The organism is Wohlfahrtiimonas sp. XWW7, from assembly GCF_056716055.1.
In genome coordinates, this window is sequence record NZ_CP168032.1 from 2,399,199 (window position 1) to 2,412,495 (window position 13,297).

At 39.2% G+C, this 13,297-nt stretch carries 14 protein-coding genes; all 14 read right to left on the minus strand.

Features of this window, described 5'->3' with window-relative positions:
- Positions 1–96: 96 nt before the first annotated feature.
- Positions 97–1,491, minus strand: coding sequence for an NAD-dependent succinate-semialdehyde dehydrogenase (locus ACA100_RS11495; RefSeq protein WP_481077843.1), 1,395 nt, complete (start codon positions 1,489–1,491; stop codon positions 97–99).
- A gap of 219 nt (positions 1,492–1,710) precedes the next feature.
- The gene (gene yidA, locus ACA100_RS11500) at positions 1,711–2,517 is read right to left on the minus strand and encodes a sugar-phosphatase (protein ID WP_481077844.1); all 807 of its coding nucleotides are present in this window, start codon (positions 2,515–2,517) and stop codon (positions 1,711–1,713) included.
- Between the two features lie 135 nt (positions 2,518–2,652).
- Complete coding sequence (locus ACA100_RS11505) at positions 2,653–3,510, minus strand: MetQ/NlpA family ABC transporter substrate-binding protein (protein ID WP_481077845.1); 858 nt, start codon at positions 3,508–3,510, stop codon at positions 2,653–2,655.
- Positions 3,511–3,528: 18 nt separating this feature from the next.
- Positions 3,529–4,359 carry a MetQ/NlpA family ABC transporter substrate-binding protein gene (locus tag ACA100_RS11510; RefSeq protein ID WP_481077846.1) on the minus strand — a complete coding sequence of 277 codons (831 nt, stop codon included), beginning with the start codon at positions 4,357–4,359 and terminating at the stop codon, positions 3,529–3,531.
- A gap of 12 nt (positions 4,360–4,371) precedes the next feature.
- Complete coding sequence (locus ACA100_RS11515) at positions 4,372–5,205, minus strand: MetQ/NlpA family ABC transporter substrate-binding protein (protein WP_481077847.1); 834 nt, start codon at positions 5,203–5,205, stop codon at positions 4,372–4,374.
- Positions 5,206–5,298: 93 nt separating this feature from the next.
- Positions 5,299–6,453 carry an acyl-CoA dehydrogenase family protein gene (locus tag ACA100_RS11520; protein ID WP_481077848.1) on the minus strand — a complete coding sequence of 385 codons (1,155 nt, stop codon included), beginning with the start codon at positions 6,451–6,453 and terminating at the stop codon, positions 5,299–5,301.
- 73 nt (positions 6,454–6,526) lie between these two features.
- The gene (locus tag ACA100_RS11525) at positions 6,527–7,192 is read right to left on the minus strand and encodes a methionine ABC transporter permease (protein ID WP_481077849.1); all 666 of its coding nucleotides are present in this window, start codon (positions 7,190–7,192) and stop codon (positions 6,527–6,529) included.
- A gap of 3 nt (positions 7,193–7,195) precedes the next feature.
- The gene (locus tag ACA100_RS11530) at positions 7,196–8,227 is read right to left on the minus strand and encodes a methionine ABC transporter ATP-binding protein (RefSeq protein WP_481077850.1); all 1,032 of its coding nucleotides are present in this window, start codon (positions 8,225–8,227) and stop codon (positions 7,196–7,198) included.
- A gap of 287 nt (positions 8,228–8,514) precedes the next feature.
- Positions 8,515–9,939, minus strand: coding sequence for an NAD(P)/FAD-dependent oxidoreductase (locus ACA100_RS11535; protein ID WP_481077851.1), 1,425 nt, complete (start codon positions 9,937–9,939; stop codon positions 8,515–8,517).
- Positions 9,940–10,366: 427 nt separating this feature from the next.
- Positions 10,367–10,921 (minus strand): SMI1/KNR4 family protein, encoded by a 555-nt coding sequence (locus ACA100_RS11540; RefSeq protein ID WP_481077852.1) that lies wholly within the window; start codon positions 10,919–10,921, stop codon positions 10,367–10,369.
- A gap of 2 nt (positions 10,922–10,923) precedes the next feature.
- A complete protein-coding gene (locus ACA100_RS11545; RefSeq protein ID WP_481077853.1) occupies positions 10,924–11,160 on the minus strand; it encodes an RNA-binding S4 domain-containing protein in 237 nt (78 codons plus the stop codon).
- Positions 11,161–11,176: 16 nt separating this feature from the next.
- Positions 11,177–11,581: a hypothetical protein gene (locus tag ACA100_RS11550; protein WP_481077854.1), complete on the minus strand. Its 405-nt coding sequence runs from the start codon at positions 11,579–11,581 to the stop codon at positions 11,177–11,179.
- Positions 11,582–11,593: 12 nt separating this feature from the next.
- Positions 11,594–12,364, minus strand: a complete 771-nt coding sequence (locus ACA100_RS11555) for an ABC transporter ATP-binding protein (RefSeq protein WP_481077855.1) — start codon at positions 12,362–12,364, stop codon at positions 11,594–11,596.
- Between the two features lie 12 nt (positions 12,365–12,376).
- Positions 12,377–13,297, minus strand: coding sequence for a FecCD family ABC transporter permease (locus ACA100_RS11560; protein WP_481077856.1), 921 nt, complete (start codon positions 13,295–13,297; stop codon positions 12,377–12,379).

Below are 13,297 nucleotides of genomic sequence, written 5' to 3' on the forward strand. Positions count from 1 at the left end.
CAAAATATTTTATATAAGCAACCTCAAAAGATTATCTTCATAAAAAACGCCATCCTTTCGGACAGCGTTTATTTATCTAGGTAGATGTTAAATTAATTAGAATGGTGCGTCGATATCCACAACATCAATCAATTTTTGGTTAACGAATTCTTTCAAGCCTAAATCGATCAATTCACGACCAAAGCCAGAGCGACGAACGCCACCAAATGGCAAGTCAGCTTTAACCATTGTTGGATGGTTCACAAAGATCATACCTGTAGAGATTTCACCCGCAACGCGACGACCACGAGCATTATCAGAAGTAAATACAGAACCGCCCAAACCAAATGGAGAATCATTCGCAATGCGAATTGCATCGGCCTCATCTTCTGCTTTGATGATCATTGATACAGGACCAAAGAACTCTTGATAATAAGCAGGATTATCTGGCGTTACATTTGTCAAAATTGTTGGTTGAACAAAGCAGCCTTGCTCAGGTACTTTTTCGCCCACTTCTGTTGCTGTTGCGCCGTGTTTAACTGCTTCTTCGATCTGCTTCAATAAGCCATCTTTAGCACGTTGTGAAGACAATGGCGCCAACTGTGTTGCAGGATCCATAGGATCACCTGCTTTCAATGCTGCAACGCCCGCTGTGTATTTTTCTAAGTATTCATCATAAACTTTAGCATCTACAATCATACGCTTAGAAGAAACACATACTTGACCCGCATTCCAATGGCGACCAAAAACGCCCCAAGCAACTGTTTTATCCATATCCGCATCATCTAATACAACGAATGCATCCGCACCGCCCAATTCCATGATGGATTTTTTCAAATGTTTACCAGCAACTTGTGCAACCGCTGAACCTGCAAACTCAGAACCTGTCAAAGCGACACCACAAACACGTGGATCCGCCACAACCAATTCAACATGATCATGCTCCATGAACAAGTTAATGAATACATCTTTTGGTAAACCAGCGTCTAGCATCAATTTTTCAAATGCCAATGCACTTTGCGGTACGTTTGAAGCATGCTTCAAGATCAACGTATTACCCGCTGACAATTGTGGTGCCAAAATACGAGCCACTTGATAGAACGGGAAGTTCCAAGGCTCGATCGCCAATAAAACGCCCATTGGATCATTCACTAATTCTGCTTCGCCTTCTGCTGGATCCATCATCACTGGCAATTTTCTTGGTGCCAATAAGTTTGCAGCATTGTTTACATAGTAATCTAAGATCTGTGCAGACAATTCAACTTCTGCCTTAGATTCAGCAAAGATCTTGCCCATTTCTAATGTTAATAATTGTGCATATTCATCACTGTTTTTACGCAATAACGCAGAAGCATTTTTCAAATGCTCTACGCGCTCCGCCACTGATAAGTTCTTCCAGCTTTGGAAAGCTTCATGAGAACGATCAACAGCAGCTTTAATTTCTGCTTCTGTTGCACTTGGGAATGATTTAACCAATTCGTTGGTATAAGGATTAACTGTTGCAAATGCCATATTAATTTCCTCCGGCTAATAACAAAATGCGGAATCAATATATTACTTTTATCATTAAGGCGAAACCGAAAAATTCATATCGCTCTGAGAAATAATTTAAATAATGACATTTATCACTTATACATCATAAAGTTACCTTGAATACATTACCACTACTGCATTGTGTATATATATTAACCATTTGATTAAAAACAGATAACCAATTTTTTGATTTAAGATTTAAATATATTTCTCGATCGCAATGGCAACACCATCTTCATTATTAGTTTTTGTTATGAAAGTCGCGTTTTCTTTTAATAAATCAATGCCATTACCCATAGCGATTTTAGTCTCAGCCACTTTGTACATTGAAAAATCATTTTCATGATCACCAATGCACATAATTTCTGAGCCTTGGAGATTCATCTCATCTGCAATTTTTTGTAATGCATAGCCCTTTGTGGAATTTTTTCGTAAAAACTCTAAATAAAATGAAGCACTTCTGAATACTTCGTAATCATCATAAAAGGATTGTGGTACATGCTTTTCAATGCCTGTCATTCTGGCAATCTCATCTGAAAAGATGCATTTATTGTAGTACATATCCTCTGTCATTTTGGCAACTTCACGATAAACTAAAGGAATATTGGACAGATAGGATTCCCAAACTGTATAACGCCCAATCTGCTCATTGGCAGTATAAAGACATTGATCGCTCACCAAATGCATATTCACATCCAATTGACGAGACAAAGCTTCAATTCTTATATAATCCTCATAACTCAAAGCATTATCATGGAAAGCATAACCGCTATCAATGTCCCGAATATTGGCGCCATTATTGGTAATGACATAATTTTTATCATTCTTAATTGCCAACTCTTTTAAATAAGGCAACATACCAGAATAAGGGCGACCACTGGCTAAAATGATCTGAACACCTTGAGCTTGAGCGCATTCGATGCTTTGCTTAACTCGATCACTCACTCGATGTTGTGAATTTAACAAAGTACCGTCTAAATCTATTGCGATCAATTTTATGCTCATGGATATTTCCTATCATTATTAAAATCAATGACACTATCCTACTATACTCAGCGCCTTTCATGCCACGAAGTTACTTGAATATAAAAAAACCTCGCATTTGCGAGGTTGATAATGATAAAAAGCGAAGCTCAGTGATTATTTTTGATCAGCAACAGAATTCCACTCTTTTGGCATAATAAAACCTTCGTACATCGGTTTCGATAAAATATAATCCCTAAATTCATCAGAAGCATAAGCTGCTGCTAAATCTTTAACCCAAGGCTGATCCTTATCTTTCGATTGGATCGTTACAATCACACGATGTTCATCAGGCGTTTTTTCCACATATAAACCATCTGTGATTTTTTGCCCCATATTCACAACATAATTACCATTCACAACCGCAAAATCCACATCATCCATCGAACGCATTGAATGAGCAGGATCAACCTCTTTAAACACTAACTCATATTGACCTTTTTCAATGTCTTTTAAGCTGAATGTTGCAGGCTTAGCATCCTCACGGATTTTAATCCAACCCAAACTTTCTAAAATTCTAGCACCGCGCTCCATATTGATCGGGTCATTCGATAACGTCACAATCATGCCATCTTTCACATCATCCAATGAATCATGCTTAGTGGAACGCAACGATTGCGGCGCTGTTGCTGTATGGCCAACGCTCATCATATCCATATTCAATAAACGGTTTAAATCCAGCATAAATGCATAACTCTGAGAGATAGAAGCATCAATCTCATTATCACGCATACTGCTCGTGATCATAGGGTTTTGAGAGAAAACAACTGGTGTGACTTTATAACCTTTTCTCTCTAAAATCGGTTGAATGGACTCTTGAAACTGTACTGCATAGTTAGAAGGACCAAAGCCAACTTTAATCTCCACTGGCTGAACAGGTTCAGCAGTTTTCGCCACTTCATCATTATTACCACACGCCGCCACAATCAATGATGCACATAATGTCATCACCATTTTTAAACCGTTTACCTTCATTGCTGCCTCTTTCTCTGACTAATTATCCCAATGTTTGGGGAAAATAAAACCGTCATATAATGGCTCATTTTTAATATAATTTTCAAATTCTTTTGATTCGTAAGCTTGTTTCAAATCTTTAGCCCACTGCTCATTTTGATCTTTACCCGAGATAGAAACCATCACAACATGCTCTGGCGGCGTTTTTTCCACCACTAAAGAATCAGTAATTTTCAATCCCATATTGGCAATGTAATTACCGTTGATCACTGCAAAATCCACATCATCAATCGCGCGTAAAGCTTGTGCGGGATCAACTTCCTTAATGATTAAATCATACTGACCTTTTTCGATGTCGTTCACGCTGAATTTTACAGGATCCACATCCGCTTTAATCTTAATCCAGCCCAACTGTTCCAAAATTCTTGCAGCACGCTCTGCATTCACAGGATCATTTGGCACAGTGATCGTCATGCCATCTTGAATGGCATCCAAACTTTGGTGGCGGGAAGAGCGCAAAGATTGTGGCGCACTTGCTGTATCAGCAAGTTTTACCATATCCATGCCAAGTAAACGATTAATGTCTTCCATATAAGCTACACTTTGAAAGATTGAAGCATCCACTTCGCCATCCTTCATACTGCGATTGATCTGGCTGTTTTGAGAAAATACTCTTGGTACAACTTCATAGCCTTTCGCTTCTAAAATTGGCTGAATAGATGTTGTGAATTGTGTGCCATATGAAGATGGCCCAAATGCCACAACAATTTGCTTCTTCTCCTGCTTAACATTCGCCGATTCTTGAGGTTCATTATTGCCACAAGCAGCAACCAATAACATTACACTTGCTGCCATTATTTTTTTCATCATGATTGTTCCCCTTTAATCCCAATGTTTAGGATAAATAAAACCATCAAATAAGCGCTCGCCTTTGATATATGTTTCAAATTCTTTAGATTGATAAGCTTCTTGCAGATCTTTGGCCCACTGTTCATTTTTATTCACATCGCGAATCGCCACTTTAACCAAATGTTCTGGCGGTGATTTTTCAATGGCTAAACCATCGCTGATTCTTTCACCTTTACTGGCAATAAAATTACCGTTAATCACTGCAAAATCCAGATCATCCATTGCGCGTGGTAATTGCGCCGCATCCATTGGTTTAAAAACTAAATCAAATTTTTTCGGTGAAACAGCATTCGTACTGAATACAACCGTTTCCACATTAGGATCCACAGTGACCCAATCTAAATCCTCCAAGATGCGTACAGCGCGCTCCAAATTAATCGGATCATTTGGCAAACCCACAGTCATACCATCTTTCACAACATCCAAAGATGTATGTTTAATCGAACGCAATGATTGTGGTGCGCTGGGTGTATCTGCCCATACAATCATGTCCGCTTGTAAGCGGCGATTCATTTCGCCCATATTGGCGGTACTGATATGCACAGATGCATCCACTGCATCTTCTTTCAGTGCTTGTGGGATCAATTTATTGTGGGAAAATGTTTTAGTTTCAATTTCATAGCCCTTCTTTTCTAAATAAGGACGAACGCCTTTTTCAAACTGCGTAATGTACGTGCCTGCACCAAATCCCACCACAATTTTCTCTTTTTTGGGTGATGTCTTTACAACCTGCTCAGTTTGCTCGTCATTACTACATGCTGAAACAGCCAAAGCGATGCCCAACACAATTGCCATTTTTTTAAACATTTTTATTCCTTTTCACTTTATTGAAGATACAAAATCCCGTTGCATTGATTGCAACATCAATGCGATTATTCATAAACATTAATTGTGAGTACTTTAGAGCTTGCTCAGTGCCGATTTGGCTAAGTTGACGAGCACCATATCTTCCATCGGTGGATTGTGTAATCCTGCGCGTACATCGCGATAATAACGCTGTAATGGATTATTGGCAGAAAGGGATTTTGCGCCCACTAAACGCATTGATAAATCCACAATGTCTAAAGCATTATTCACAACTGCAACTTTTGTCGCCGCCAAAGCATCCGCAAGCTCGAAGCGCTCTGTTTCATTGGCTTGATCCCAATCACGCGCTACACCATATAAAAGATACTCATTTTGAGTGAGCTTTAATTTCATTTCGCCCAGTTTCTGCTGAACCGTCGGAAATTGTGCAATTGTGCCAGAAGCTAAGCTATTCGGTGCATAAGTGTTCGCAAAATTCAGCGCATAATCAAATGCTGCTGTTGCAATGCCTTGATAAACCGCAGGAATGTGCAACAACCAACCTTGTGGTGGCTTTTTCCCTGGTGTAATTTTCGTTAATAAATCTTCTACATCTAACTGAACTTGATCCAGTACTAAATCATGGCTGCCTGTTGCACGCATTGCAACAGAATCCCATGTTTCATCAATGGATAAACCTTGACGGTTCTTATGCACTAAAAACTGCCCCACTTCATCACTGTTATTGATTCTTGCAGACACAACAAAATAATCCAAAACTGGGGACAATGTCGTAAAAATCTTACGGCCAGAGATTACCCAGCCTTGTTCATTCTGCTTTGCAGTTGTTTCAGGTAAACCGCCGCGTGTTGGACTGCCTGTTGCTGCTTCTGATGCTGCATTATTAATCAAAGCGCCTGTTGCTAATACATCATCTGCGAAGCGTTTGAATACGGCTTCATCCCACTCTTGCTGCTCACTTAAATGCAAAGTAATGCCAACGTGCCAACCCATTGCTAATGCCGTTGAACCATCCATTTCGGCAATAATTTGTTGATGCTTAAGCATCTCTTCTAGTGATACACCTAATCCGCCAAATGCTTTGCCTAATGTTAAAGCAGGATAGTTAATCGCCTTTAAATCTGCGATGTTTTGAAATGGAAAAGTATTGGATTGATCATGTTCGGAGGCACGTTCTTTGAATGGTAAGACAGTTTTTCGAGTCAACGAAAGACGATCTGCCATATTTTCATAGGCAAATAAAGACATAAGATACTCCTAAAGTATGAGAATTTTATTTATCGCTCCTGATGGAGCGATATTAATTTAGATAGCTTTGTGATTAAGCGCGAACGCGTTTCGCTAAATAGTTACCGAGCATTTGTACTGCTTGCACAATGATCACTAAGCTCACAACACAATAAAACAGTACAGCATTATCGTAGCGGTTATAACCATAGTTAATGGCCAAATCACCGATACCGCCTGCACCGATCGCCCCCGCCATTGCAGTTGCGCCAATTAAGCCAATGGTTGCTGTTGTAAAATTCAATATCAACGAAGATTTTGCTTCGGGCAATAGAAAGTACCAAACGGTTTCAAATGTCGATGCACCAATGGAGTTTGCAGCCTCAATGATCCCATGATCCACTTCCAACAATGATGTTTCCACCAATCGCCCAATGAATGGCGAAATATAAATGGTTAAAGGAATGATCGCAGCAGCTGTACCAATCGAACTACCAATGATTAAACGTGTGATCGGAATAATCGCCACTAATAAAATAATGAATGGCAATGAACGGATCACGTTCACAATCGGATTCAAAACAGAATAGATAAAATGATTCGGGCGAATACCATCTGGGCGCGTTAATACTAATGTGATCCCAATGATTCCACCTAAAATTACGCCAATCACAAGGGAAACGGCAACCATGATCAATGTTTGTTGGCCCGCAAGTAAAAAACCATCCAACCCAACTTGTGTCACAAATAAACTCTTCATGATTTACTCCTTATCCAACTGATTGAGCGTAACGCGAACACCACGCTCTCTTAAAAATCCGACAGCTTCTACAATCGACTCCTGTGAACCTTCTAATTGCACAAACATGCTGCCAATGACGGATCCTTCGATCTCGATCATGTTGGAAAACAGAATATTCACCACAACAATTTTCGTTAAAATCAGTTCATTAACCACTGGAGTTTTGGCAGAATCTCCCAAAAACTCTAAACGATAAATATGATTAGGCAATGCATCTTCAATGTTACGAATGATGCTTCTTGGAATCTCTTCTTCGATCAAGGTATTAATAAATTTGCGTGTCATTGGCTCTTTAGGATTTTGGAAAATCTCTTTCGTTGAGCCTGTTTCCACAACAATCCCTTTATCCATCACTGCAATGCGATTACAGATGGCAACCACCACTTCCATTTGGTGCGTCACCATCATGATAGTGATGCCCTGCTCTTTATTAATTTTACGCAATAAATTTAAAATAGATTGTGTGGTTTGTGGATCCAATGCAGATGTGGCTTCATCACACAATAAAATATCAGGATTATTTGCCAATGCTCTTGCAATGCCAACGCGCTGCTTTTGCCCACCAGATAATTCACGAGGATAAGCATACTTTTTATCAGGGATTTCTACATAAGCCAACAATTCATCAATGCGTGCATCGATCTCTTGTTTCGTTAAACTTGAATTTAGTTTTAATGGTAGTGCGATATTTTCAGCAACGGTTTTAGTTTCTAATAAGTTAAAGTGCTGAAAGATCATACCAATGCGCTTTTTGACATTGCGCAATGATGTTGTATCTAGTTGGCTCAGTACCTGCCCATTGATAATAACATCGCCTGACGTTGGCTTTTCTAATGCATTCACTAATCTAATGAGTGTACTTTTACCTGCGCCGCTGTATCCGATCACACCAAATACATCGCCTTGTTGAATGCTTAAATTGATAGGATGAAGTGCAACGACTTCTTGATTGTTTTTCGTAAATGTTTTAGTGATATTTTGAAACTCGATCATGATAATGTGTCCGTGGTAGATATGAAATTTGACTTAACAGATGTTGAAAATAAACATGCATTTCACAGCAGCAACACATCATAGACATTAGCTTTTTCATAGCAAGCCCCTATAAAATCCCATTGAATGGCAATATTTATAACACTTAGAAAACCTAGAATCAAGCATTTTTTACATATATAACATACATGATAAATATGTTATTAAATTAATATCTGAAATAAATGCAATAAAAAAGCCTTGATATCATCATCAAGGCTCTTTAAAACATATCGATATGGTATTAATTAACCAAAGCGTTTCATGCTGTATGGTGTTGCATCGATGATCGGCGTTTTACCCATCACTAAGTCTGCTGTGATCTCACCAGAAGCAGGACCTTCTGTCATCCCCCAACCTGTTGCTGTATTGATGAACAAACCAGGATATTGTGGTACTTCAGAAATGATTGGTAAATGGTCAGCTGTTAAGTTAATCGCAGCACCCCAACGTTCAACCACTTTAGAATCTTTGAATGCAGGGAATTCAGCTTTCATACGATTGAATACTAAATCCAAGTGTTCATTGTTTGGTGTCGCCATTGCTACACGATATTCTTCAAACGGCGTCACTTCATCATTGCTCCATGAAGTTGGCGTTGTGAAAGAGTTCCATAAGTCTGGACCCAATTTGAATTCTAATGGAAGGTCACCGCCACCCAATAAATGCATGAAACTTGGGCCTAAGATGAAGCTATCTTTGATCACAGAGCTTGTAAAGATACGTGGTGCAACCGCATATGTACCATCCGCTTGTTCACGGAAGTGAATACCGTTTGGTAAATGTACGTTACCTTTTGGTACACCAGGAACGCCAGTTACACGCTGCTGTGATAAGTAGATGTTCAATGTTGGAATGTCTACGCCCATGTTACCCATGAAAAGACGCGTCCAAATACCACCCGCTAATACTACAGAAGATGTTTTGATCGCACCTTTTTCTGTCACAACATCAGAAATCTTGCCACCTGCTGTTTCAATGCCACGCACTGCACAGTTAGTGAAGATTTTCACACTCAATTGCTGCATCGCGTAACGCGCTAACATTGGTACACCTGTTTCTGGATCTACGCTACCTGCATCTTCTTCAAATCCAGCAACTGTCCATTTAGATTGTGCATTTGGCAAACGTGCTGCCAACTCTTCACCTTTGATGATTCTAGTTTTTAATGGTGTATCAAAACCTGGGTTTGTAGAGTTCAATTTAATCCACTCTTCAACCACTGCCAACTCTTGTTCATTTGCAATCGCTTCAACGCGGCCATGAGTACGGTAACTTGTGTCAGCACCAATCTTCTCATTCATACCACGCCAAATTTTCTTTCCGTAGTGATGCAATGGGAAAATATGCTCATCTGTTTTGTAACTGATGATTTGACTGTACGCACGGCCAGACATTTCACCAGCCACTTCGCCTTTATCACAAATCGTTACGCTCAATCCTCTTTCAGCAAGATTGATCGCAGTCATAATGCCTTGAATACCAGCACCAATGATCACAACGTCAGATTCTTTTGGTAGCGGGCCAGTTGTCCCTTCTACATGCAATGCTCTAGATTTAGTGTTAACTAAAGTGCCTTCTCTTTGCATCATTGGCACCAATACAGATGCACCACCAGCAACAACGCCTGTTGCACCAAGCCCTAAAAGAAAGTTCCTACGCGAAATTTTCATTGATTACCTCCATTAAAACCTTGAATATTTATCTATACCTAGGATCGCTAGGATTTTTTTCCTAGCAACACTAGGAACAAGTGGCGCGTAGCATAACACAAAAAAAATTAATTGATAATTATCAAACTTTCATTAAATTGTGGTCATTTTTTGATCTTTTTTACAAAAATTTTTACTCATTTAATCTAAACAACATAAATGCAATTTGTGACATATAACGCTCAAAAGTCATCTAAAATCGCAAAAAAAATCGACAAATCATAAATATTTGTCGATTTTATAAGAACTTATTAAAAAAAACATGGCAAAAAAACAACTGTTCAATTGTGCGTAAGATCAAAATAATTAACTAAAATTGTCGAATAATACCAATCATTTATGATAAAAATTCATACAATATTCCATTGATTTGCGCATTAAACATACATTACTCTATGCTGTTATCAGCCTGATAATCCTCTGCTTCTTCCTCTGTAACCAAAGACTTAATGAATTCTTCAAATGTCTCAGCAATCGGTGTAATGCAATAATCACCCTCTTGATCTACATGCACGACCTTAGGAATGCCATCTTTACCACATTCACGATAATCGAACATATACATTTCATGACCAGCGCTCGGTGTATCAGCAAAGCAGACACCAATATCGGGATAACCCCACTCTTCTTTCATGAAATTACTTCCTAAATCACCACATAGAGAATATCTTTTATCAAAACCAATACCAAAAATGCCTGAAGCCCAGCTCATACCATCCGCAAATTCACTGTCATCGCCCAAAATAACAAAACAGCGGTTTAAATCACCGCCGTTTTGTATGCGCATCAACTCAATGTAGGATTCAGGTAGTTTATAGCCACCAATGTCAGCTTCTACCTTCTTGATCAACTCATCTGTGGGATATTCACCAACATAATTATCCTGAGCATAAAGTGAATCGTTCCAAAGATCTTTAAGATCTGCCTCTGTAAAATATTTCACAGCTATTCACCTTTAAATCCTGCTTTCACAAGAATTTCAAAGCCTTCGCCTGAAACAATACTGTCTGCAACAATTTTCGCTGTTTTACGCAATTCAACTTCACCATTGACGCAAACCAATCCTTCTGCCACCATGTGCTTTGCGCTGCCGCCAGATTCTGCGAATCCCGCCATTTTTAACAAACTATTCAAAGCAATGTGTGCATGATCTTCTAAATAAAAAACTTCTTGATGTGCCATATGTCGTCCAGATACTTTATTGACTAAAAGTCTCCATTTTAAGCTTTTTATCTTCACCACGTTCTAGAATTTTCGCAGGCACTTTATAAAAAGCCTCAACGGCTTTGCATTGTTTTTCAATTAACGCTCGATCATCCCGTTCAGGATGCACAGGCAAAACAATGCTTTGGCAATATTGGGCATATTTATCCTTATTTTTCTTCACCCACAATACAACTTTTTTCCGCATAGCTTGCGTAGTTTCTGCATCCACATCCACCAATCTTTGATCATTATAAATAGGGTAAAACAGTACAAATGGCTCTTTTCGATCAAATACTTGTGTCATCTCTTCCAACCAAATATCTGTATCGCTCATGGTTGCAGGAAAATAACGAATGGTCACTTCAGGAAAATTATCAATACACAATACTTTAAACATCATAAAACCTATCTAAGAAAGGGGAATACACAAAGGGGTTTGATTGAATGGATCCATGATCACTTTATTCGGCAAATTAAAAATATTGAGCACATTATCTTCTGTCACAACATCTATAGGTTTGCCCATTGCTGCGATTTTGCCATCTTTTATGGCGATCATATGATCTGCATAGCGGCAAGCTAAATTCAGATCATGCAACACCATCACAATCGTTTTTTGAGTGGTACGATTTAAATCACGCAACAGCGATAGAATTTCTATTTGATACGTTAAATCCAAATATGTTGTGGGCTCATCTAATAATAAATATGGCGTATCTTGCGCCAATGTCATAGCAATCCAAGCTCTTTGTCGCTGCCCACCAGATAAGGACAACAGTGATTCGGATCGTAGATCCTTCATTTGAGTCAATGCTAATGCATTCTCTAAATGATGATCATCCTCATCACGCCATCGGCTGAATAAACTATGATAAGGATGCCTACCATAACGCACCAACTGCTCAACCGTAATATCTTCTGTCATATTGGTGCTTTGTGCCAACATTGCCAATTGCTGACTCAATATTTTATTGGATAATTTCGTAATATTCTGGTCATTCAACAAAACTTGCCCAGAACATGGCAATAATAGCTTTGCCAATGATTTCAACAACGTGGATTTCCCACAACCATTGGCGCCAATCAATACCGTAATTTTTTCTTCGGGTATATTGGTTGAGATTGATTCAATAATCGTACGAGATTGATACGACAATGTTAATGATTCTATGGCGATCACAATATTTTCCCTCTATCGCTTCCATGCTTTGAGCAATAATACTAATAAATAGATTCCGCCCAATGCTGATGTCACAACGCCTACAGGCAAGCTCGAACCTTTCGGTAAAGCTCTCGCCAGTAGATCTGCACTTAATAACAGGATTGATCCCACCATTGCTGTGGGCAGTAATAATAATGGTTGCTTAAATAATTTATAGGTAATGTGCGGTGCCACCAATGCCAAAAATGTTATAGGCCCTGCTGAAACAACTGCAAATGTTGCCAATAATGTTGCAAATATTAAACTCATCAGCGTCACTTTTAACACACAAACACCTAAAACTTGAGCCGTATGATCACCCAATCGCATCACGATCAATGGTCGTTTCAATGCCCATAAACCTAAGCCAAAAATAGGGATGGCGCTGCCAATATATATCACATCCTGCCATGTTCGCTGTGCCAAGCTGCCACTTAACCAAATACTGATCTGATAAGCATCCTCTTGGCGAACACCTGTTAACGCAAACTGTACCAATGCCAATGCAAATGCATTGATGGCAATCCCTGCCACAATCATCTGCATGCCAAATGTTCCTGCGATTCTCAGCGTTAATAAAATCAATAATAGAACGATTAATGCACCCATCATTGCGCCCGCTGCGATGGGTAAACTATTCACCCAAATGAGAGAAACCGCTATCGCCCCGACAGAAGCACCTGCATTGATGCCAATAATATCTGGGCTGCCCAATGGATTTTTCGTCAATGATTGAAATATGGCACCTGATAATCCTAGCGCAGCGCCCGCACCGATGGCAACTAAAGTTCTAGGTAACCACAATTCCCAAAATAGCCAATGATTCACATGAGAATCACCGCCTTCAAAATATGGCACAGCAGCAGAATAACCCGCCAATACTAATACAATTAATGGGAGAATTTTAGCCAT